Source organism: Paenibacillus antarcticus, assembly GCF_001637225.1.
GTDB classification, from domain to species: Bacteria; Bacillota; Bacilli; order Paenibacillales; family Paenibacillaceae; genus Paenibacillus_AQ; species Paenibacillus_AQ antarcticus.
The window spans coordinates 175,140-197,790 of the sequence record NZ_LVJI01000018.1 but is presented as its reverse complement, the minus strand read 5'-3'; the positions used below and the strand labels follow the sequence as shown (position 1 = coordinate 197,790).

Annotated in this window: 19 protein-coding genes; all 19 read left to right on the top strand. The window is 41.1% G+C overall.

Annotated features, from left to right (window positions below):
- Positions 1-131: 131 nt before the first annotated feature.
- The 19 genes from PBAT_RS14125 to dapG all read left to right on the top strand — a co-directional run bounded on the left by PBAT_RS14125 (position 132) and on the right by dapG (position 22,634).
- Positions 132-4,445 carry a PolC-type DNA polymerase III gene (locus tag PBAT_RS14125; RefSeq protein WP_068650600.1) on the top strand — a complete coding sequence of 1,438 codons (4,314 nt, stop codon included), beginning with the start codon at positions 132-134 and terminating at the stop codon, positions 4,443-4,445.
- A 201-nt stretch (positions 4,446-4,646) separates the two neighbouring features.
- Positions 4,647-5,114, top strand: coding sequence for a ribosome maturation factor RimP (gene rimP / locus PBAT_RS14120; protein ID WP_068650599.1), 468 nt, complete (start codon positions 4,647-4,649; stop codon positions 5,112-5,114).
- A gap of 36 nt (positions 5,115-5,150) precedes the next feature.
- Positions 5,151-6,248, top strand: coding sequence for a transcription termination factor NusA (nusA, locus tag PBAT_RS14115; protein ID WP_068580327.1), 1,098 nt, complete (start codon positions 5,151-5,153; stop codon positions 6,246-6,248).
- Positions 6,249-6,277: 29 nt separating this feature from the next.
- Positions 6,278-6,586 carry an RNase P modulator RnpM gene (gene rnpM, locus PBAT_RS14110; RefSeq protein ID WP_068650598.1) on the top strand — a complete coding sequence of 103 codons (309 nt, stop codon included), beginning with the start codon at positions 6,278-6,280 and terminating at the stop codon, positions 6,584-6,586.
- Positions 6,579-6,902: a YlxQ family RNA-binding protein gene (locus tag PBAT_RS14105; RefSeq protein ID WP_068580577.1), complete on the top strand. Its 324-nt coding sequence runs from the start codon at positions 6,579-6,581 to the stop codon at positions 6,900-6,902. Before rnpM ends, PBAT_RS14105 begins: the two co-directional genes overlap by 8 nt.
- Entirely contained in the window at positions 6,895-9,501 is a 2,607-nt protein-coding gene (infB, locus tag PBAT_RS14100) for a translation initiation factor IF-2 (RefSeq protein ID WP_068650597.1), read from the top strand. The genes PBAT_RS14105 and infB overlap by 8 nt, the downstream gene beginning before the upstream one ends.
- 14 nt (positions 9,502-9,515) lie before the next feature.
- Positions 9,516-9,863: a 30S ribosome-binding factor RbfA gene (rbfA, locus tag PBAT_RS14095; RefSeq protein ID WP_068650596.1), complete on the top strand. Its 348-nt coding sequence runs from the start codon at positions 9,516-9,518 to the stop codon at positions 9,861-9,863.
- 31 nt (positions 9,864-9,894) lie between these two features.
- The gene (locus tag PBAT_RS14090; RefSeq protein ID WP_068650595.1) at positions 9,895-10,872 is read left to right on the top strand and encodes a DHH family phosphoesterase; all 978 of its coding nucleotides are present in this window, start codon (positions 9,895-9,897) and stop codon (positions 10,870-10,872) included.
- The gene (truB, locus tag PBAT_RS14085) at positions 10,869-11,786 is read left to right on the top strand and encodes a tRNA pseudouridine(55) synthase TruB (RefSeq protein WP_068650594.1); all 918 of its coding nucleotides are present in this window, start codon (positions 10,869-10,871) and stop codon (positions 11,784-11,786) included. The genes PBAT_RS14090 and truB overlap by 4 nt, the downstream gene beginning before the upstream one ends.
- A gap of 85 nt (positions 11,787-11,871) precedes the next feature.
- The gene (locus PBAT_RS14080; RefSeq protein ID WP_420848777.1) at positions 11,872-12,780 is read left to right on the top strand and encodes a bifunctional riboflavin kinase/FAD synthetase; all 909 of its coding nucleotides are present in this window, start codon (positions 11,872-11,874) and stop codon (positions 12,778-12,780) included.
- A gap of 156 nt (positions 12,781-12,936) precedes the next feature.
- Positions 12,937-13,206: a 30S ribosomal protein S15 gene (gene rpsO, locus PBAT_RS14075; protein WP_068534675.1), complete on the top strand. Its 270-nt coding sequence runs from the start codon at positions 12,937-12,939 to the stop codon at positions 13,204-13,206.
- A gap of 285 nt (positions 13,207-13,491) precedes the next feature.
- Positions 13,492-15,576, top strand: coding sequence for a polyribonucleotide nucleotidyltransferase (pnp, locus tag PBAT_RS14070; RefSeq protein WP_068650592.1), 2,085 nt, complete (start codon positions 13,492-13,494; stop codon positions 15,574-15,576).
- A gap of 255 nt (positions 15,577-15,831) precedes the next feature.
- Positions 15,832-16,809: a polysaccharide deacetylase family protein gene (locus PBAT_RS14065; RefSeq protein WP_068650591.1), complete on the top strand. Its 978-nt coding sequence runs from the start codon at positions 15,832-15,834 to the stop codon at positions 16,807-16,809.
- A gap of 86 nt (positions 16,810-16,895) precedes the next feature.
- A complete protein-coding gene (locus PBAT_RS14060) occupies positions 16,896-18,164 on the top strand; it encodes a M16 family metallopeptidase (protein WP_068650590.1) in 1,269 nt (422 codons plus the stop codon).
- Positions 18,139-18,585 (top strand): dUTP diphosphatase, encoded by a 447-nt coding sequence (dut, locus tag PBAT_RS14055; protein ID WP_188016944.1) that lies wholly within the window; start codon positions 18,139-18,141, stop codon positions 18,583-18,585. Before PBAT_RS14060 ends, dut begins: the two co-directional genes overlap by 26 nt.
- 213 nt (positions 18,586-18,798) lie before the next feature.
- Positions 18,799-19,698 (top strand): dipicolinate synthase subunit DpsA, encoded by a 900-nt coding sequence (gene dpsA, locus PBAT_RS14050; RefSeq protein ID WP_068650588.1) that lies wholly within the window; start codon positions 18,799-18,801, stop codon positions 19,696-19,698.
- Positions 19,695-20,291, top strand: a complete 597-nt coding sequence (locus tag PBAT_RS14045) for a dipicolinate synthase subunit B (RefSeq protein WP_068650587.1) — start codon at positions 19,695-19,697, stop codon at positions 20,289-20,291. The genes dpsA and PBAT_RS14045 overlap by 4 nt, the downstream gene beginning before the upstream one ends.
- A gap of 53 nt (positions 20,292-20,344) precedes the next feature.
- Positions 20,345-21,391 (top strand): aspartate-semialdehyde dehydrogenase, encoded by a 1,047-nt coding sequence (locus PBAT_RS14040; protein ID WP_068650586.1) that lies wholly within the window; start codon positions 20,345-20,347, stop codon positions 21,389-21,391.
- 25 nt (positions 21,392-21,416) lie between these two features.
- The gene (dapG, locus tag PBAT_RS14035) at positions 21,417-22,634 is read left to right on the top strand and encodes an aspartate kinase (RefSeq protein ID WP_068650585.1); all 1,218 of its coding nucleotides are present in this window, start codon (positions 21,417-21,419) and stop codon (positions 22,632-22,634) included.
- Positions 22,635-22,651: the final 17 nt, after the last annotated feature.

Sequence of the window (22,651 nt, the reverse complement as noted above, 5' to 3'; positions counted from 1 at the left end):
TAAGAAAGATAAGTGGAAGAGCTTCTGGCAGAAATGAGTCGGTGGGTAAGAGATCGAGAGCATTTTTGTACACGGAGCTCTTCGCTTTTTAATAGTTAAGGCTAGGTTAGGTGGTCAAGGGGGAAGATAGGATGAGCACTGTGGAAGAGAAAAGAGCAAGGTTTGAGCTTTTGATGAAACAAGGCGCAGTTCCACCTGCTATAATAGATCCTCATTTTTTAGATGGATATATTGAAAAGGTTGAGATTAGCCGTAGCAGCCAAGAATGGTCCATTAGCATTGTTAAAGATACTGTTGTTCCTGGCGAAGTGTATCGTTCATTTTGTCTCAGAATTCAAGAAAAGATGCAACATATAGCGAAAATTTCATTTGTTTTCAAATATACAGAGGCAGTATTACCTGAAAGTATTGTGAATGCTTATTGGAGTTTATTTAAAGAGTGGGTACAGAGGGAAATTCCTTCAGTAAATGGATGGATGGCCAGAGCATCATATGAAATTGATGGTGAGAAGTTACTCTTGAAATTGACGGATGCGACTTCAATGGAACTAGCGAAGAAGAAACAAATTGATCAAGCAATTACACGCTTTTTCGCGCACTACTTTGCTCTTCCCCTTCATGTTAAATTGGGTATTGGAGATAGTGGCAAGGAAGCCATTGAGGAATTTGAACAGAAGAAGATTCTAGAAGAGCGTGAAGTTGTTCAGAATATGATGAGTAGCATTGAGGCTGAGAGTAATTTCGATGAAGATGCTGGAGATGTTCGTCTTCATATGGGATATGATATCAAGGAACAGCCTATACCTATTCAAGAGATTCAGGATGAAGAGAAAAAGGTTACGATTCAGGGAGCTGTGTTTGGTCTAGATAGCAAAGAGTTACGAAATGGTATGACCTTGTTTATGTTTAACGTGACTGATTTCGGTGATTCCATGCAATTGAAGATGTTTGCCAAAACAAAAGATGATGTCAAAGTGTTAAACAAATTGGAAAATGGCAAATGGATAAAAGTACGTGGACGGGTAGAATACGATCGTTTCATGACTATACCTGAATTGGTCATGATGCCAACGGATTTAAATGAAGTACAAGCACCTGCTGAGCGTAAAGATAACGCGCCTGTGAAGCGGGTAGAATTCCACTTGCATACTACGATGAGTACGATGGATGCCATCACACCTATCGATAAATATATTAAGACGGCAGCTAGATGGGGGCATACGGCGATTGCCATTACCGACCATGGTGGTGTTCAAAGTTACCCTGAAGCAGCCAAATCAGCGAAGAAGAATGGATTAAAGATGCTTTATGGTGTCGAAGCCAATGTTGTGAATGATTCTATTCCTGTCGTCTTACAGCCACAACCGATCGATCTGAGTAGTGCTACTTATATTGTATTTGATATCGAGACTACAGGTCTTTCCGTTACAGCTAGTAATATTACAGAACTTGCTGCGGTGAAAATAAAAGATGGTAAGGAAATCGATCGCTATGCCACTTTTGTTAACCCACATGAGAAAATTCCATATCACATTCAGCAGTTAACGAATATCACAGATGAAATGGTAAAGGATGCTCCGGATCTAGAACCTGTATTACATGAGTTCGTTAAATTCGCTGAAGATGGCATTCTAGTAGCGCATAATGCAAGATTTGATGTTGGTTTTATTCAAGCGTCCCTGAAGGAATATGGACTACCGATAATGTTAAATCCAGTGTTGGATACCCTTGAATTATCTCGCTTACTTTATCCAGGTATGAAGAATCATAGGCTCAATACGATGGCTTCCAAGTATAAAGTGTTATTGGAGAGCCATCACCGGGCAATTGATGATACGATCGCATTGGCAGGTATATTGAGTGGTCTCCTAAGTGATGTACTGAAGATGAAAGGCATAACGATGTTAGACCGTCTAAATGACTATGTAGGAAAAGACTTATCTAACACACGCCCATTTCATTGTGGGATATATGCTTTGAATTTAATAGGTAAAAAGAATTTATTTAAGTTGATTTCCTTATCTAATACGGAGTATTTTAAGCGAGTGCCTTGTATACCGAAATCTAAGCTTGTGGAAATGCGCGAAGGATTGTTAGTGATTTCAGGTTGTGAGAAAGGGGAATTTTTTGAAGCGGTCTTAAATAAGTCCGTGGAAGAGGCTGAAGATATTGCGCAATTCTATGATATTCTGGAGATACAACCCTTAACGATGTACATGCATTTAGTTGATAAGGGTTTGGTTGCGAGTCCCCTTGAATTAAAGACAGCTGTGAAGCGAATTTGCGAAATAGGCGAGAAATTAAGCAAACCTGTAATTGCTACAGGGAATGTTCATTATCTTGAGCCTCGGGAGAAACTATTCCGTGATATTGCTATTAATGGTATTACAGGATTCAGTCCTTTGAAGGATATGCAGAAACCTGATGCACATTTTCGTACGACAGATGAAATGCTTGAGGAATTCGAATTCTTAGGGAAAGAAAAAGCGAATGAAGTTGTCGTTACGAATACCATTGAACTTGCCGATCGCTTTGAAGATTATCCGCTGTTTCCAACAAAGCTCTATACTCCTATCATAGAAGGTGCTGATGAAGAGATTCGCAACACCTGTTATGAAACGGCTAAGGGTTTATATGGGGAAGATTTACCTGATGTCGTGATAAAGCGACTTGAGAAAGAATTGGAACCGATTATCAAATACGGATTCTCGGCCAACTATTTAATATCTGAACGTCTAGTAAAGAAATCCAACAGAGATGGTTATTTGGTTGGTTCACGTGGATCTGTAGGGTCATCCGTCGTTGCGACCTTTTTAGGGATATCTGAAGTTAATCCGTTACCAGCTCATTACGTTTGTAAGAATGCTGAATGTAAATATAATGAATGGTTCCTTGATGGTAGTATTCCGAGTGGATTTGATCTTCCGGAGAAAACTTGTCCACAATGTGGGGGCAGGTTGACTGGTGAGGGGCAGGATATTCCGTTTGAAACCTTTTTAGGATTTAAAGGAGATAAAGTACCCGATATCGATCTTAACTTTTCTGGGGAGTATCAGCCAATAGCTCATAATTATACGAAGGAAATTTTTGGAGAGAAGTGTGTGTTCCGGGCAGGTACGATTGGTACTATTGCAGAGAAAACAGCTTTTGGTTATACGAAAAAGTATGAAGAAGAACACCAGAAGCAGTGGCGAGGTGCCGAGGTTAGTCGTCTTGCAGCTGGTTTTACAGGTGTCAAAAGAGGTACGGGACAGCATCCAGGTGGTATTGTGGTAGTACCTGATTATATGGATGTTGAAGATATCACGCCGATTCAGTTCCCAGCAGATGATCAAGGCGCTGAATGGAAGACGACTCACTTTGATTATCATGCATTTGAGAATAACTTACTCAAACTTGATATTCTAGGTCACGATGACCCAACGATGATGCGTATGTTACAAGATTTAACGGGTGTTGATCCAACAACGATACCTATGAATGATCCCAAAGTAATGAGTTTGTTTCACTCTACAGAAGCACTAGGGGTTACACCACAACAGATCAGAACGCCAGTGGCAACGTATGGTGTACCAGAGATGGGAACTAAATTTGTTCGTCAAATGTTAATTGAGTCATTACCAACATCTTTCGCCGATTTATTGCAGATCTCCGGATTGTCACATGGAACTGGGGTATGGCTAGGAAATGCGCAAGATTTAATCAAGAATGGGACATGTAATATAAAAACAGTAATTGGTTGTCGCGATGATATTATGCTCTATTTGATTTATAAAGCAGGAATGGATGCTGGTTTAGCTTTTACGATTACAGAGAGTGTTCGTAAAGGTAAAGGGCTATTACCTGAATGGATTGAAGAGATGAAGAAATGTAAAGTACCTACTTGGTATATTGATTCGTGCCTCAAAATTCAATACATGTTTCCAAAGGCCCATGCTGCTGCCTACGTTATATCTGCAGTGCGTACGGCATATTTCAAATTGTATTATCCAATTGCTTATTATGCGACATACTTTACCGTTCGTGCTGAGGATTTTGATATTGAACTTTGTTGTCAAGGATATGAAGCCATTGGTCGTCAAATTGTGGAAATTGAACAGAAAGGTTTCCAAGCAACGACTAAGGAGAAGGGCATGTTGGCTATTCTAGAAATGGCTTTAGAGATGACGGCACGTGGATTCAGTTTCAAAACAATTGATCTATACCGTTCTGATGCTACGAAGTTTACGATAGATGCAGATTCGCTTATTCCTCCGTTCTCTGCAATGCAGGGGATTGGTGATAATGCTGCTCGGAATATTGCAGCAGCACGTGAAAATGGGGAATACTTATCAATTGAAGATTTCCAGCAAAAATCAAAGGCAAGTAAAACGATTGTGGAGGTACTCACACAGATGGGATGTTTCCGTGGGTTGCCTGAAAGTAACCAATTGTCTTTGTTTTAAAAGTTGCTAAACACCTGATAGACAAGGGCTTTTTCTTGTTAGCATAAGAGGTAGTCAAGGACTGATACTTGTCAGTGTTGCCAGACTATGTTATAATTTTCTGTAGTAATCATGGAGATAAAACCGTTGTGTAAAGAGTGGGGCAACCCACTCTTTACTCTTTGGTATATAGGATAATGAAAGTCTTGGAGGTTATAGTCTTTGAGCACACCTAAGATAAAAAGTATCGTAGAAGAAATGGTCCAACCTTATATGGATGAGCATAACTTCGAACTAGTTGATGTGGAATACGTAAAAGAAGGTAGTAATTGGTTTCTACGTATTTATGTCGACAAAGAAGGCGGTATTGATATTGATGACTGCGGCGTAATTAGTGAATATATAAGCCAGCAGCTGGATCTTAATGATCCGATTACTGATGTTTACTTCCTGGAAGTATCGTCTCCTGGTGCGGAGCGACCATTAAAGAAAAGTGCCGACATTTCTAAATCTGTTGGTAAAGATGTGTTTGTTACTGTATACGAAGCACTGGACGGTCTCAAAGAATTTGAAGGCCGGCTTCTTTCGTTTGAGGACGATATACTTGTCATTGTAATTGGTAAGAAGCAGAAGCAGTACAGTATTCCGTATGCTAAGGTGGCAAGTGCTAGATTAACTATCATTTTTTAAAGAACAAGGATGAAGAAAGGGGGGAACTGAATTCCAATGAGTATGGATTTTATTGAAGCAATGAATGAATTGGAACGAGAAAAAGGGATCAGTAAAGAAATACTATTTGAAGCGATTGAAGCGGCTTTAATTTCAAGCTACAAACGTAATTTTAATACGGCCCAGAATGTTAGAGTAGACATGAACCGCAACACAGGGGTTATTAAAGTTTATGCCCGTAAACTAATTGTGGAAGAAGTGTTAGATCCTCGGATGGAGATTTCACTTCCCGCAGCACGCGAAATAAACCCTCATTTTCAAATGGAGGATATTGCAGAGATTGAAGTTACTCCACGTGATTTCGGTCGTATTGCTGCACAAACTGCGAAACAAGTTGTTACTCAACGTATTCGTGAAGCAGAGCGTGGATTGATCTATAATGCTTATGTTGACAAAGAGGAAGATATTGTAACCGGAACGGTTCAACGTCAAGATCCCCGAAATGTCTACATTGACTTAGGTAAAGTTGAAGCATTACTTCCATTAAATGAGCTTATGCCAAACGAGAAGTTTAAACATGGCGAGCGGACAAAGGCCTATATTACAAAAGTAGAGAACACGACTAAAGGTCCGCAAATTATGTTGTCACGAACTCATCCTGGTTTACTCAAGCGCCTCTTTGAATTGGAAGTTCCTGAAATTTTTGACGGTGTTGTTGAGATTCGTTCCGTTGCACGTGAAGCGGGTTTCCGATCAAAAATTGCAGTGTTTTCACGTAACGATGAGGTGGATCCAGTAGGTTCTTGTGTTGGACCTAAGGGAGTTCGAGTACAAACTATTGTGAATGAACTGCGTGGAGAGAAAATTGATATTGTACGATATTCCGATAAAGTTGAAGAATATGTTGCCAATGCTCTTAGTCCTTCTAAAGTTCTAGAAGTCGAAGTGTTTGAGAATGAGAAGATGGCTCGGGTTGTTGTGCCGGACTATCAGTTGTCTCTTGCTATCGGTATTAAAGGACAGAATGCTAGGCTTGCAGCTAAGTTGACTGGATGGAAAATTGATATCAAAAGTGAGACTCAAGCGGAACAGGAATTCGGTAGAACGAAAACATTCTCTGATGAGATGCCTCAAGATTCTGTCTCCGTCGATTAATTTCCTAATATTAGGACGGAGGGTACACTATGAAGTCTAGAAAAGTACCATTACGCAAATGTGTGGCATGCCAAGAAATGATGCCGAAGAAACAACTGATTCGTATCGTGAAGACGCCAGACGATGAGGTGCTAATTGATCTATCAGGAAAGAAATCTGGTCGTGGAGCATATTTGTGCGGCAAGGTGTCCTGCTTTAAATTGGCAAACAAGAATAAGTCGTTAGATCGTGCCTTGAAACATCACGTGAAGCCAGAAATTTATGAACAATTGGCAGATGATTTTGTTGCTGCTGAAGATGAATTTCTAGTGATGAAGGAGAATTCTAATGATGAATAAGACGCTTTCTCGGCTAGGTCTTGCGATGCGTGCAGGAAAAATAGTCACAGGTGACGAAGTCGTGCTCAAAACTATTCGTTCTTCAGAAGCTAAGCTGGTTATCCTAGCTAGCGATGCATCACCAAATACACAAAAAAAGTTTCGTGATAAATGCGGAACGTACAAAATCCCTCTGGTGATCGGATATGACCGGGAAAGTCTGGGCACAAGTATTGGGAAACCACATCGTGTTGTGCTGGCAATTACGGATCAAGGATTCGCGAAAATGATCTCTGAATCTATGGAGACAATGTCGGAGGTGGAGTATATTGACTAAACAAGAAAGTAATAAGGAAAAATTTCGCGTATATGAGTATGCTAAATCGCTAAACATGAGTAGTAAAGAAATTATTACGATTTTGAAGCGTTTGGATTTACCCGTTAATAACCATATGAGTGTGATGGAGAACGACGCTGTCACTAAAGTGGAGAAATTTTTTGAGAACATTAAGTCCAATGCAGCCGCTAAAAGAGACAGCGGAGATAACCATGCAATGGCAGCAACGTCATCTGTCAAGAAGGATGCCGCTGTGGTAAAGCCGAACGAAGCGTCTGTTTCTCTTCAAGAGAACAGTACCGTTCCGGTGCAAAGTGAGACCAAAAAACAACAGGAAAAGCAGGTAGGTATGAATAATAATCCGAATAATAACAATGGTACAGGTACAGTAACGTCCAGGCCGCAAAGCAGCACGGGTACTCCGAGACCCCAAAACAGTAATAATGGAACACCAAGACCTCAAAGTACTGGTGGAACAACAAGACCTGCTTCATCCCAAGGTGGACAAAGACCAAGTGGTCAACAAGGAACAAGCAGTGTGAACCGTTCAAGTAGCCCGTCGCAAGGTGGAGGACAACGTTCAAGTAGTCCAACAACTCGTCCGAGTAGCCCGGCAGCTCGTCCACAGACACCAAACCGTACTACAGGAGCTCCTACTCGTGATGCATCACGTACGGAAGGTGCTGCACAAGGGGATAACCGAGGCGGCGCTAACAAGAATAGATCCAATAATAATGGATCTAGACGTTTCGATGATAATAAAGGTGGCAACTACAGAAATAATCGCGGTGGTAAGAACGGCAGAGGTAAAGCTAATTACCAAGCTCGCGAGAAAATTGACAATACCCCTAAGAAAATTATCGTTCGTGGTGTGACAACGGTCGGCGAATCTGCTAAGTTACTTCACAAAGATGCTTCTGAAGTGATCAAAAAGTTGATTACGATGGGTGTTATGGCAACCATCAATCAGGAACTTGATGTCGAAACTGTCCTTCTACTTGCCGCTGAATTTGGTGTGGAAGTTGAAGTGAAAATCGCAGTAGAAGATGATCGCTTTGAAACGATGGAAGAAGTGGATGAAGCAGCTGATTTGAAACCTCGTGCTCCTGTAGTAACCATTATGGGTCACGTTGACCATGGTAAAACTACACTACTTGATGCTATTCGTTCTGCAAATGTTTCTGGTGGCGAAGCAGGTGGTATTACACAGCATATTGGTGCATATCAAGTTGAGATCAACAATAAGAAAATTACATTCCTTGATACACCAGGTCACGAAGCATTTACTGCAATGCGTGCACGTGGAGCTCAAGTGACTGATATTACAATTATTGTTGTTGCTGCCGATGACGGTGTTATGCCACAGACAGTAGAAGCGATTAGCCATGCTAAAGCAGCTGAACTGCCTATTATCGTAGCAGTTAACAAAATTGACAAACCAGGTGCTGATCCTGATAAAGTGAAGCAGGAGTTGACTGAATATGGTCTAGTTCCAGAAGAATGGGGCGGAGATACTATATTCGTTAACGTATCTGCTAAGCAGAAGACGGGCCTTGAAGATTTACTTGAAATGATTCTGCTAGTAGCAGAAATGAATGAATATAAAGCTAATCCTGATAAACGTGCACGTGCGACAGTCCTTGAAGCTGAGCTAGATAAAGGACGCGGTCCAGTAGCACGCGTGTTAGTACAGCATGGTACCCTTCGCGTAGGAGATGCTTTCGTAGCGGGTAACTGCTTCGGTCGTATTCGTGCGATGGTGAATGATAAGGGTCGTCGATTAAAGGAAGCTGGACCATCTACACCGGTTGAAATTACTGGGTTGACGGAAGTTCCACAAGCTGGAGATCCGTTTATGGTGTTTGAAGATGAGCGTAAAGCTCGCTCCATCGCAGATAAACGTTCGATTACTCAGCGTCAGTCTGATATGGGTAGTAACGTTCGTGTGACATTGGATGATCTATTCCAGCACATTAAAGATGGTGAAATTAAAGGACTTAACGTAATCATCAAAGGTGATGTTCAGGGAACAGTTGAAGCTCTTAAGAGTTCTCTTGAGAAAATTGAAGTTGAAGGCGTTCGCGTTAAGATACTTCACAGTGGTGCAGGTGCGATTACTGAATCCGATATTATTCTTGCAGCTGCTTCCAGTGCAATTGTAATTGGATACAACGTTCGTCCAGATAATCAAGCAGCTCTTACTGCAGACCAAGAGAAAGTAGACATCCGTCTACATCGTGTCATCTACAATGTTATTGAAGAGATTGAGCAAGCCATGAAGGGCATGCTTGACCCAATTTATAAAGAAACGATTATTGGGCATGCTGAAGTTCGTAGTGTATTCACGATCACGAAAGTGGGTACCGTTTCAGGATGTATGGTTACTTCAGGAAAAATTACGCGAAATGCGGAACTTCGCTTAATTCGTAACAGCATTGTTATTCACGAAGGCAAGATTGATTCCTTGAAGAGATTTAAAGACGATGCAAAAGAAGTTGCTACAGGTTATGAATGTGGGATTACTTTGGCAAGCTATAATGACGTCAAAGAAGGCGACGTTATTGAAGCGTTCATCATGGAAACAGTGGAACGCAAGTAGAGAGGTGATTACACATGGCTAAAATTCGTACAGGGCGTGTTTCAGAACAGATCAAGAAGGAATTGAGTGTTCTCATTCAAAGTGAACTGAAGGACCCTCGGATAGGCTTCGTAACCGTAACAGGGGTCGAAGTTCCGAATGATTTTGCGCAAGCAAAAGTGTATCTCAGTGTACTAGGCGACGAAGAACAAAAGAAAAATACGCTTATTGCACTTGATAAAGCTAACGGTTTTCTTCGTTCAGAGCTTGGAAAAAGAATTCGTTTTCGGCATACACCGGAGCTTTTCTTTAAGATAGATGAGTCTATCGCATACGGGAGTCACATTGAAAAGTTGTTAAGCGAAATTGATAAGAATCAATGATCGTGAATGATGTTTTTAAAGGAGACGAACGATGCTGACCTATGAACAATCGATTGAAGAAGCAAAGCAATATTTGCTCAAGCATGATGATTTTCTTGTAGTGTCGCATGTTCAGCCAGACGGAGATGCAGTCAGTTCCACGGTAGCTGTGGGCTGGCTTCTCTCATGTCTAGGGAAGAAATTCACACTGTTGAATGAAGGTCCTGTGCCACAACGCATGAAATTTCTCACACTGGCAGATACGATCCTTAATATGGAGATTAATCCTCCTATACGTAAGTTTCAGAATGTCATCTGTGTGGATTGTGCTGATTTTGGACGGGTGGGTCTAACGAATCAGTATTTTGCTGAGGATGCCCTTATTCTAAATGTGGATCATCATCCAACGAATGATGGTTATGGACATGTGAATCTGATAAAGACTGATGCAGCTGCTACAGCAGAAATTTTATATGATTTAATTGGACTCTTTCCGGTAGAGTGGACGCAAGAGTCTGCTACAGCCATTTATACAGGTATACTTACAGATACAGGTGGATTTCGTTATTCAAATACTTCTCCCAAAGTTATGGGTATAGCTTCTGAATTACTTTCTTATGGTGTTAACGGGCCATTACTGGCTGAAAACTTATTAGAAGAAATGACTCCTTCTCAAATGAGAGTGTTGATTAAGGCACTTAGTACACTTGAAATGTCTGCTGATGGTCTGATTAGTTGGGTTCATGTTACACCTGAGCATATGGTAGAATGTGGAGCTGCGAATGAAGATCTAGAAGGTATTGTGAACTATCCGCGTAATATTCGCGGGGTGGAAGTTGGAATTCTATTTAAGGTTATCAACGAGAACGCTGTAAAAGTAAGCTTGCGTTCTTCAGGAACCGTAGACGTTGCGGCATTTGCGCAAACCTTCGGTGGTGGAGGTCACGTAAGAGCGGCAGGTTGCAGGATAGAAGGAACGTTAGATACGATTATTCCACAAGTCATTGAGCGGGTGAGACAATTATTATGAGCGATCTAGAGGGTATACTTGCTGTTTATAAACCAGCAGGTTTTACATCACATGATGTGGTAGCAAAAGTTCGACGTATTCTGAAAATGAAGCGTATCGGGCACACAGGAACATTAGATCCTGAAGTCACTGGTGTATTGCCGTTATGTCTGGGCCGTGCTACCCGAGTGGTTGAATATATGCAAGAGCTTCCCAAAGAGTACTACGCTACGCTTCGTCTTGGCATAGCTACAGATACAGAGGATTTAACGGGTCAAGTTATAGAACAAGTGGAATCTGTCTCCGTTACTAAGGAAGATGTAATACAGGTGCTGAATTCATTTGAAGGTGTTATATCTCAAGTTCCTCCAATGTACTCTGCTGTAAAAGTAGATGGCAAAAGGTTGTATGAGTTGGCACGAGAAGGTAAAACAGTTGAACGTAAGAGTCGTGAGGTCACCATATATGAGATCGAAATGACCGATACTTCATGGGACGGTCCTTATCCTGAACTCTCTTTCCGTGTACTATGCTCTAAAGGAACATATATACGAACACTTTGTGTAGATATCGGACGGGCACTTGGTCTGCCATCGGTCATGGTTAAGCTTACACGTTCCAAGTCAGCAGGGATCGATGCAGAACATTGTTTAACTTTTGATGATATTCAACGGTACATGGATGAAGGTACTCTTGGTACACACTTAATTCCTGTGGATCAAGCGATTCCTCATTTACCTGTACATACGGTCTCTGAGGAGAAAACGTCAGCAGCGATCCAAGGCCAAAGACTTTCATATAAATCAGTGGACCCAGAAGTGAACGGAGATGGACCTATCCGTTTATATGATATTAAAGGAAGATTCCTAGGCATATTTCAAAGACAAGAAGATACAGGGGCGATTGCTCCAGTGAAAGTTTTTTTACAGGAATAATAATCGGATTTGCAGGTCATCTAACGGAATTGCAGGTGAGAAAGTTGTGAAGACTGTCATATTATCTTACCCCCTTTCACCCGAAATGCTTCATGAGCGGGCAACCTCTCAAGTCATTGCTATAGGGCAGTTCGATGGAATCCATCAAGGCCACACCAGTGTGATTGCCTCCGCCGTCTCTTTGGCGAAAATCAAAGGAATCCCATCAGCTGTAGTGACCTTCAACCCACATCCTAAAGAGGTTATGGGGAAAGGTGACTATGAAGGATATTTAACGCCGCTTGCGAATAAGCAGGAGCTACTTGCAAGCATGGGCGTTGATACAATGTATGTTGCTCAGTTTGATGAAGATTTTTCTCGTGTAAGTCCACAAGACTTCTTCACAGGTGTACTTCTGCCGCTGAATATCGATACGGTTGTTGTTGGTTTTGACTTCCGGTACGGTTATCACGGGGCAGGGGATGTTGAAACGCTTCGTGAAATGGGTTTGGGCGTAATGGATGTTGAGATTATTTCGCCTTTTCCACTAGAAGGTGAAAAGGTGAGTAGCTCAAACATACGTAAAGCACTTCAGACTGGAGATTTACAACAAGCTAATGAATGGTTAGGACGCTGTTACCAATTGCGTGGTACTGTGATTGAGGGTGAGAAACGAGGTCGTACGATCGGATTTCCAACCGCTAACTTGAAATTGGATGATCGTTATGTGGTTCCAGCCAAAGGCGTATATGCCATTCGTGTATTGTACAATGGTGGTTGGCTTCCAGGAGTAATGAATATAGGAGTAAAACCAACTTTTCATGAGGGTGTAATTGCACCTAGTTATGAAGCTCATCTGTTTCACTTTAACGAAAGTTTGTATGGTGAGCATTTGACAGTGGAGCTCGTACATTATTTGCGTGAAGAACGAAGATTTCCGTCTATTCAGGATTTGATAACTCAGATCCAAATGGATGCGAAAATAGCTGAAGAGCTATTAATGGCTTCGGAATAATACCTAAGTGAACGGTAGAACATTTACTTTTTACAAACAGGTGTGCTATACTGAATAACGTCATTGGAGACAATGATATAGTCCTTAGCTTGGTCGCGCGATCTCACCAACGGTGACGAGGCTAATGGAGAATATAATTGAAGGAGGTGAATAGCAATGGCATTAACTCAAGAACGTAAAAATCAATTGATTGAAGAGCACAAAATTCATGATACTGATACTGGATCACCAGAAGTGCAAATCGCTATTCTTACGGTTAACATTACGAACCTAATCAGTCATTTCCAGGCACACAAGAAGGATCATCATTCTCGTCGTGGTTTGTTGAAAATGGTTGGTCAACGTCGTAGATTGTTGAAATACCTTAAGAATAAGGATGTTAGACGTTATAGCGCGTTGATCGAGAAACTAGGATTACGCCGTTAATATTCCAATAATCTTACTAAATGCAGCCTGGTTGTTCACCGTATGTCCTTTTAGGAGTGACTACGGGGCAGCCGGGTTGCTTTTAAAATATAAGGAAATAAAAGCTTATGCAGTATAATTTTCTTGTATTAATCACAGAAACGGATACCTGAAAGTGATACGTTGTATCGCTAGCACTCGGAAGCATATTTTTTGCTGAAGAAAGGTGTGGCCGTTTCTTCTTGTGTATTGTTATATGAAATATCGATAATATGGAAATACTGATAGAATAAAAGGAGGGATTTCATGGAAAATCGTGTTGAAATGCAATTAGGCGGAAGAACTTTAATTTTGGAAACAGGACGGTTGGCTAAACAAGCGAATGCAGCAGTAACGGTTCGTTATGGAGAAACAGTCGTTTTGTGTACAGTAACAGCTTCTAATGAACCGAAGGATTTAGATTTTTTCCCACTTACGGTTAACTATGAGGAAAGAATGTATTCAGTTGGTAAAATCCCAGGTGGATTTATTAAACGTGAAGGTCGACCAAGCGAGAAGGCTATTCTTTCTAGCCGTCTAACGGACCGTCCTATTCGTCCATTATTTCCAGAAGGATTCCGTAATGATGTTCAAGTAGCTAACATTGTCATGAGTGTGGATCAAGATTGCGCACCTGATATCGCTGCGATGATCGGAACTTCTGCAGCACTTAGCATATCTGATGTTCCATTTAGTGGTCCTATTGGTGGTGTTGCTGTTGGTCGTAAGGACGGGCAGTTCATCATTAATCCGAACATGGCAGATCAAGAAACAAGTGACCTATACCTAGTTGTTGCTGGAACGAAAGATGCGATCATGATGGTAGAAGCAGAAGGCGATGAAGTGCCAGAAGAAGTTATGCTTGAAGCTATCATGTTTGGTCATGATGAGATCAAGAAAATTGTGGCGACGATCGAAGAACTGGTTGCTCTAGCTGGCAAACCTAAGATGGCAGTCAAACTTCGTACGGTAGACGCTACCGTTAATGTTGCTGTTCGTGAATATGCAGAAGTTCAGCTGAAAGAGGCTGTTAAAATTTCGGAAAAACATGCACGTCAGGACGCGATTGACAGCATTAATGAGGCAACGGTTACTTTGTTTGAACAAAAGTACATAGAGACACCGGAACTCATGAAAGATGTTAAGGAAGTCTTGCATGATATCGTTAAGGAAGAAGTAAGACGTTTGATTACACATGACAAAGTACGTCCTGATGGACGGAAATTGGATGAAATTCGTCCGATTGAATGTGATACAAGTATTTTACCACGCACGCATGGAACAGGATTGTTCACACGCGGACAAACACAAGCGCTAAGTGTATGTACTCTAGGAGCACTTGGAGACATTCAAATTCTTGACGGAGTCGATTCACAAGAATCGAAACGTTTCATGCATCATTATAACTTCCCTCCGTTCAGCGTTGGTGAAGCACGTCCATTACGTCCACCAGGTCGCCGAGAAATTGGACATGGAGCACTCGGTGAAAGAGCAATGGCTAGAATTCTTCCTTCAGAGGTTGACTTTCCGTATGCAATTCGTCTGGTATCCGAAGTACTTGAATCCAATGGATCGTCCTCACAAGCTAGTATTTGTGCAGGGATTCTAGCTATGATGGATGCAGGGGTTCCTATCAAGGCGCCTGTAGCTGGTGTGGCTATGGGACTTATTAAAGATGGTGAGCATGTATCCATTTTGACTGATATTCAAGGTTTGGAAGATCATCTTGGAGATATGGACTTTAAAGTTGCTGGTACGGCTGTAGGTGTTACTGCTATCCAAATGGATATCAAGATTGATGGAATCAGTCGTCAAATCTTGCAGGATGCTTTGGATCAAGCAAGAGAAGGACGTATGTTCATCTTAAGCAAAATGAATGAAGCTATCGCTCAACCAAGAACAACGTTATCTCCTTACGCTCCGAAAATTATGACCCTGAATATTAACCCTGAGCGCATTCGTGATGTTATTGGTGCTGGTGGTAAAATTATCAACAAGATCATTGAAGAGACAGGCGTTAAAATTGATATTGAACAAGATGGACGAGTATTCATCGCTTCGACTAACGAAGAAATGAATCAAAAAGCACGTGCTATTATTGAAGGTATTGTCCGCCAAGTTGAAGTGGGCGAAATCTATGTAGGTACTGTTAAACGTATTGAGAAATTTGGTGCATTTGTTGAGATTCTTCCGAACAAGGAAGGTTTAGTTCATATTTCACAATTGTCTACTGAACGCGTTGCTAAGTGTGAGGATGTCATTGCTATTGGTGACTCGATCACGGTTAAAGTAACCGAGATTGATCAACAAGGACGAATCAATTTGTCTCGTAAAGCGACACTGACCGTTTAGTCGTTAATACAATTAGGTTTATATGTACTCATTAGAGAAAAGAGACAGAAAGCTTCATATTCTGGCTCTTTTTTTAAAATATAATAAAGTATATGTTTCACTTAATACTCTATTTCTTAGATTTTCGCGTAAAACGAGTGCCGTCCTTGATAAAGGACGGCACAGCCGTTTCTACTTGAATATATATCCCTATTCATATTCCATTTGTTCTGTTCATATGATGGGACAAAGCTACCAAGGGAGATGAATTGTTTTATGAATACGAGAAAGTTCGCTATTCTGCTTGCTTGTTTTACGATTGTGATCGGAATCAGCCAGATGAGTAGTATCAAGCAATTTATAGAGAATGGACGCAACGGTAGTATCTCACAAGATGTCTTTCAATTGAATCATCTTATGAACGAAGATGATCCCTTATATCGTGAGATAAAGGCGAAGGCAGTAAGTACAAGGATTGAGCCTGTGGATGCTAAAGTTGACCGGGTATGGAAAGCGATTCCTGGTTATAATGGATTAGAAGTAGATATAGATGAGACATACAAGCAAGCCAAAGCTGCAGGGAATACAACTTCGATTACATACAAGTATCGTCAACTGATTCCGAAGGTAGGGCTCAGTGATCTTGACGTTCAACCAATATATCGAGGAAACCCTGCTAAAGCCATGGTGTCATTAATGATCAATGTGGCCTGGGGGAATGAATTTATCGTGCCTATGCTAAACACATTAGATCAAGAAAAGGTTAAAGCAACTTTCTTTTTTGATGGAAAATGGTTGAAGAGTAATTTAGAAGTAGCCAAGGAAATTCAAAAAAGAGGACATGAACTATCTAATCATGCCTATTCACATGCAAATATGAGTCAGTTAAGTGAAGAAAGCGCAATTGAAGAAATTAGTAAGACTCAGAAGCTACTGAAGGATGAATTGGGTGAAGAGAAAAAATGGTTCGCTCCTCCTTCAGGTGATTTCGACAGTGATACAGTTCGAATTGCTAAAGGGCTTGGTATGCATACGGTTTTATGGACATTGGATACGGTGGATTGGCAGCATCCTTCTCCTGCGTCGATCGTGAACAAAATATCTAAGAAAGTAGAAACAGGTTATCTCATATTGATGCACCCAACCTCATCGTCCTCTCAGGCCTTACAGGGGATGATTCAAGCGATTAAAGCGAAAGGTTTGAGTCTGGGGACGGTAAGTCAAACACTTTCTTCAGAACGAATACTACCTTGAATAGTTGAGTGAAGCTTAATTATTTGGTAGGATAGGGAATGCATTTATATTGAATTATGTAGGTTTTATAATAGGAGGGCCTTCAAGTGGAAAAAATAAAGCTAAGTAACGGCCTGAGAGTAGTTATGGAAAAAATTCCAAATTGCCGTTCCGTATCCTTCGGGATATGGGTGAAAACAGGTTCGAGATATGAGAATCTTGAGAACAATGGTGTTTCTCATTTCATTGAACATATGCTTTTTAAAGGAACAGAACGATTTAATGCAAAAGAGATCGCGGAACAGTTTGATGCTATTGGAGGTAATGTGAATGCATTTACTTCCAAGGAATATACGTGTTATTACGCGAAAGTACTTGATGAACATTTACCTATAGCGGTAGATGTACTTGCGGATATGTTCTTTAGATCTAATATCGATGATACGGAACTCTCAAAAGAAAAAAATGTTATTCTTGAAGAAATTTCAATGTACGAAGATACCCCGGATGATATTGTTCATGATTTAATGGCACAAGCGGTGTATGGGGAACATCCTTTGGCTTACCCTATCTTAGGTACGAGAGAGCTCCTAGAAAATATGAATTCAAAACATCTAAGAGCGTACATGGGCGAACATTATACAATCGAAAACACTGTGATAAGCGTAGCAGGTAATATTGATGAACATCTCGTTGATTTATTGGAACGACATTTTGGTGATTTTCAGAATCACGGAAGCGAGAGTCAGATCGTAGTTCCTGAGTTTCAAAGTAATGTTTTGTTTCACAAGAAAAAAACAGAACAAAACCATATTTGTATGTCATTTCCCGGCTGTGCTATCGATGACGAAAGACAATATGCCATGGTATTACTGAACAATGCCATAGGTGGAGGAATGAGTTCGCGCTTATTTCAAGAGATTCGTGAGAAACATGGACTGGCTTACGCGGTCTATTCCTATCATAGTTCTCATGCGGACAATGGATTGTTCACCATCTATGCTGGTACCGCTCCTAAACAAACAAAACAGGTTATGGATCTGACGAAAGAAGTCTTATTTGATCTCGCTACAAAGGGTCTAAGTGAAGACGAGTTGCGTAAAGGAAAAGAGCAACTGAAGGGAAGCCTTATACTTAGCTTAGAAGGTACAGGTAGTCGGATGAATCGACTAGGTAAAAATGAGCTTATGCTTGGCAGACATTATTCGTTAGATGAAATGATCGCTAATATTGAGAAGGTATCTATGAATGATGTTGATTCCTTATTAGATCTTATGTTTAGTGTACCCACATCCATTGCTATGGTAGGTACTTCAGATAAAACGATTTCAGCTGTAAGGAGAGATGAATTTGTCACATTACGTTCAAATAAATAAGTTGCCAGGAAATGAAGATGTAAAACTTCCTGAGAAGATGTCTCGTTTAGCATCGGGGTATGATTTGTATGCAGCGGTTGAAGAGGATGTAGTCTTACAACCTGGTGAACGAAAATTAATACCTACTGGATTTGCGATTGCTATGCCAGAAGGGCTTGAAGCACAAATTCGTCCACGGAGCGGACTAGCACTCAAGCATGGCATAACGTGTTTGAATACACCTGGAACGATTGATGCTGATTATCGTGGGGAAATCAGAGTTCTTTTGATTAACTTGGGTGATGCACCCTTTAAGATTGTTAGAAATGAACGAATTGCTCAAATGGTGTTCCAAATCGTTCCGCAAGTGGAATGGGAATTTGTAGAGGAGCTTTCAGAGACAGTACGTGGTGAAGGTGGATTTGGTCATACGGGTAAATAAAGAAGAGAAGCAAGAAGAAACGGCTATACCATTTTTTAAGAGCGGGATATCTGCCTCTTTCTAAATATCTTTTTTATATTGTGAAATTGAGCTGACGAATACCTTATATAGGTAATCGTCAGCTCTTTTTTTGTCCGCACATTCATCACCCCTTCTTAGGCTTCGGCATATCATGCTCATATAGCACTTGGAATTGTGAAAGGAGACATCCTAATGCTGACTGGAGTTAGAGTTGTGTTCCTAGGCGGGGATGCAAGACAGATTGAAGTGATTCGTAAGTGTTCTCAGATGGATGCAGTAGTCACCATAGTGGGGTTTAATGAGCTCACAGATCAGTTGACAGACATCACAAGAGATCAACTGTCTTCCTCGCTGTTAGAAACAGCGGATGTTCTTGTACTGCCTGTAATGGGCTGTGACGAGGAAGGGAAGATCATGACATTATTCTCTTCCGAATCAATACAGCTTCAAGATGAGCATATTGCAGCATTATCAAAAGAATGTACAGTGTATACGGGAATAGCAAAACCACATCTAAGAAACATGTGTGCAAGAAATAAGATTAATCTTGTTGAAATGCTCAACAGAGATGATGTGGCTATCTATAATTCTATCCCTACAGCTGAAGGTGCCTTGATGATGGCTATTCAGAACACCGATTTCACAATACATGGATCGACTTGTATGGTTCTGGGAATGGGGCGCACAGGATTTACAATGGCCAGAAGTCTACAAGGATTAGGGGCAAAAGTAAGGATGGGCGTTAGGACGAAAGAGCACTTTGCAAGGGCAGACGAGATGGGCTGGGAGCCTTTCATGACAAGGGATTTGGGGGAAAAAGTGGGCAATATCAACTTGCTTTTTAATACGATACCGACTATGATAGTCACAGCGCAAATCCTGTCCCAAATGTCTCCAAATGCAGTGATTATTGACCTTGCTTCAGCCCCTGGTGGGTGTGATTTCCGCTATGCGGAGAAGCGGGGAATTAAGGCGCTGCTTGCCCCTGGTCTGCCTGGTATCGTTGCTCCCAAAACGGCGGGAATTATCATTGCCAATGCGTTGGTACAGTTGATTTCGGAAGAAATCATGATTCGGGGGGATGCAGGATGAAGTGGCAGGGGAAGACAGTAGGGTATGCAATTACAGGATCACATTGTACGATTGAAGAAGTGATGCCACAGATTTCTCGATTTATAGAAGAGGGTGCTAACGTAGTGCCGATTGTTTCAAATACGGTACAAAATACGGATACTCGTTTTGGAACTTCTGAAAATTGGTTAAAACAGTTGAAAGATATAACAGGGAATGATATCATTTCTACAATTGTTGGAGCGGAACCACTAGGGCCGTCCAAATTACTAGATGTGCTTGTCATTGGACCTTGTACAGGTACTACGACAAGTAAGCTCGCAAATGCTATGACCGATACACCGGTGTTAATGGCTGCAAAAGCCCAGATGCGTAACGGTCGTCCTTTAGTATTGGCTATCTCCACAAATGATGGATTAGGGTTGAACGCAGCGAATATTGCAAAGTTATTAGTTACTAAAAATATTTACTTTGTACCATTCGGTCAGGATAATCCACAGCAAAAGCCAAATTCGCTCGTTGCAAAAATGGATCTTATTCCTGAGACATGTTTTGCTGCACTTAGTGGAACTCAACTACAACCTATGATTATCGAAAGGTTTCAATTTGCTTAAGCAATTATAAATAGAGTATGGATGTCATAATTAGATAAGGGGAGATACGGCAAATGAGCAAACAAAAGTTTAATGTTGCTGTTGTAGGAGCGACAGGAGCAGTTGGAGAACAGATTTTAGGACTATTGGAGAAACGTGATTTTCCAATTGGTAAGTTAAAGCTGTTATCATCTGCACGTTCTGCAGGCACAGTCATTAACTTTAAGGGCCTAGATGTAATAGTAGAAGAAGCTACCCCTGATAGTTTTGAAGGTATTGATATTGCGTTATTTAGTGCGGGTGGAGATGTGAGTAAGGAATTTGCTCCGCATGCTATTCGTCATGGTGCTGTTTGTATTGATAATACGAACGCCTACCGTATGGATCCAACAACACCGTTGGTTGTTCCAGAAGTTAATGCTGAGAAAATCAACGACCATGTTGGAATCATTGCGAATCCGAACTGCTCTACAATTCAAATGGTAGCTGCATTGAAACCTTTGCAAGATGCTTACGGCATCGATCGTATTATCGTGTCTACTTATCAGGCAGTATCAGGTGCGGGAAGTAAGGCTATTGATGAGTTACTTCGCCAAAGTAAAGCTGTACTGGATAATGATCATGTTGATCCGCAGATTTTACCTGTAGGTTCCCTTCCAGTTAAGCACCAAATTGCTTTTAATGCGATTCCTCAAATTGATAAATTTCAGGATAATGGATATACCCTTGAAGAAATGAAAATGGTTAATGAAACAAAAAAAATAATGGGTGACGAGACCATAAACGTGACCGCAACTTGTGTACGTATCCCAGTTGTTTATGGTCATTCTGAGTCCGTATATGTGGAATTGAAACAAGACTATGATCTAGCTGAAGTGAGGAATCTTCTTGAAAATTCCCCAGGAATTACAGTAGTTGATGATCCTTCGACACAATCGTATCCACTTGCGACAGAAGCTACCGGAAAACCAGATGTATTTGTAGGACGTTTGCGTCGGGATTTGGGACATCAACGAGGGCTTAACTTGTGGATCGTATCCGATAACCTCTTAAAAGGTGCGGCATGGAATGCTGTACAGATTGCTGAGATTATTGTATCTAAACATTCCGAACGCTCATAAGGTAAACATATTTGGAGGAATGGAAATGCGTATCTTAGTACAGAAATTTGGAGGTACCTCTTTATCCTCACCACAGGCTAGAGAACATGTTATTTCACATATAAAGAGAGAATTAGATGAGAATTATAAATTAGTGGTTGTTGTCTCAGCGATGGGTAGACGTGGTGAACCTTATGCCACGGATACATTGCTCGAATGGATTGTTCAGAATGGTGATGCATTGCCTGATCGGGAAAAAGATTTGTTGCTGTGTTGTGGTGAGATTATTTCAGCAACTACTTTATGTAGCTTGTTAGAACGTGAAGGAATCTCTTCAACCGTTCTAACGGGTGCACAAGCAGGTTTTGAAACCGATGGTCATCACGGTAATGCACGTATACTGGATGTTCGTCCTGCACGAATTATTGAGGAGTTCAACAATCATAATGTAGTCATTGTAACTGGTTTTCAGGGACAGACTATTTCTGGTGATTTTACTACACTTGGAAGAGGCGGTAGTGATACCTCAGCGACTGCATTAGGAGCAGCTCTACATGCGGAGATGGTAGATATTTATACCGATGTTAACGGTGTATTGACTGCAGATCCACGTATTGTAGAAGATGCCAAGCCTTTAGCAATTGTCAGTTATGCGGAGATATGCAATATGGCCTATCAAGGAGCTAAAGTGATTCATCCACGAGCTGTTGAGATTGCGATGCAAGCACAAATTCCTGTGCGTATTCGTTCGACATTCTCTGAGAATGAAGGAACACTTGTTACCCATCCAGAAGGATTTAATGACGTTCAATCTGGCGTCGTGGATCGTTTCGTCACGGGAATAGCTTATGTAAGTAATGTAACTCAAATTACTGTAGACTGTAGCGATGGTCCAAGCAATCTACAGTTGAAAGTATTTAAATCAATGGCGGAGAATTCCATCAGCGTTGATTTTATTAATATTACACCTACGGGTGCGGTCTATACTGTCTTTGATCATGAGTCGGAGCGGGCACTGTGTGTACTGCAAGAGATGGGACTGCGACCAAAGAGCTTATCAGGATGTGCTAAAGTGGCTGTTATTGGCGGTGGGATCAACGGCGTGCCTGGAATTATGGCTAGAATCGTGGAATCTTTAACTGAACAAAACATACAAATACTACAATCAGCCGATTCAAATACGACCATTTGGGTGCTTGTAAAGAAGGAAGATATGGTACAATCTTTACGGTCACTTCACACCGAGTTTGAATTAAATCGATAAGTGCAGTATAGATATAT

What these genes read in the sequence shown, in the direction of transcription:
- PBAT_RS14125 (WP_068650600.1), top strand. Translation starts at nt 132, where the DNA reads ATGAGCACTGTGGAAGAGAAAAGAGCAAGGTTTGAGCTTTTGATGAAA.
- nusA (WP_068580327.1), top strand. Translation starts at nt 5,151, where the DNA reads ATGAGTATGGATTTTATTGAAGCAATGAATGAATTGGAACGAGAAAAA.
- rnpM (WP_068650598.1), top strand. Translation starts at nt 6,278, where the DNA reads ATGAAGTCTAGAAAAGTACCATTACGCAAATGTGTGGCATGCCAAGAA.
- PBAT_RS14105 (WP_068580577.1), top strand. Translation starts at nt 6,579, where the DNA reads ATGAATAAGACGCTTTCTCGGCTAGGTCTTGCGATGCGTGCAGGAAAA.
- rbfA (WP_068650596.1), top strand. Translation starts at nt 9,516, where the DNA reads ATGGCTAAAATTCGTACAGGGCGTGTTTCAGAACAGATCAAGAAGGAA.
- PBAT_RS14090 (WP_068650595.1), top strand. Translation starts at nt 9,895, where the DNA reads ATGCTGACCTATGAACAATCGATTGAAGAAGCAAAGCAATATTTGCTC.
- truB (WP_068650594.1), top strand. Translation starts at nt 10,869, where the DNA reads ATGAGCGATCTAGAGGGTATACTTGCTGTTTATAAACCAGCAGGTTTT.
- PBAT_RS14080 (WP_420848777.1), top strand. Translation starts at nt 11,872, where the DNA reads ATGCTTCATGAGCGGGCAACCTCTCAAGTCATTGCTATAGGGCAGTTC.
- rpsO (WP_068534675.1), top strand. Translation starts at nt 12,937, where the DNA reads ATGGCATTAACTCAAGAACGTAAAAATCAATTGATTGAAGAGCACAAA.
- pnp (WP_068650592.1), top strand. Translation starts at nt 13,492, where the DNA reads ATGGAAAATCGTGTTGAAATGCAATTAGGCGGAAGAACTTTAATTTTG.
- PBAT_RS14065 (WP_068650591.1), top strand. Translation starts at nt 15,832, where the DNA reads ATGAATACGAGAAAGTTCGCTATTCTGCTTGCTTGTTTTACGATTGTG.
- dpsA (WP_068650588.1), top strand. Translation starts at nt 18,799, where the DNA reads ATGCTGACTGGAGTTAGAGTTGTGTTCCTAGGCGGGGATGCAAGACAG.
- PBAT_RS14045 (WP_068650587.1), top strand. Translation starts at nt 19,695, where the DNA reads ATGAAGTGGCAGGGGAAGACAGTAGGGTATGCAATTACAGGATCACAT.
- PBAT_RS14040 (WP_068650586.1), top strand. Translation starts at nt 20,345, where the DNA reads ATGAGCAAACAAAAGTTTAATGTTGCTGTTGTAGGAGCGACAGGAGCA.
- dapG (WP_068650585.1), top strand. Translation starts at nt 21,417, where the DNA reads ATGCGTATCTTAGTACAGAAATTTGGAGGTACCTCTTTATCCTCACCA.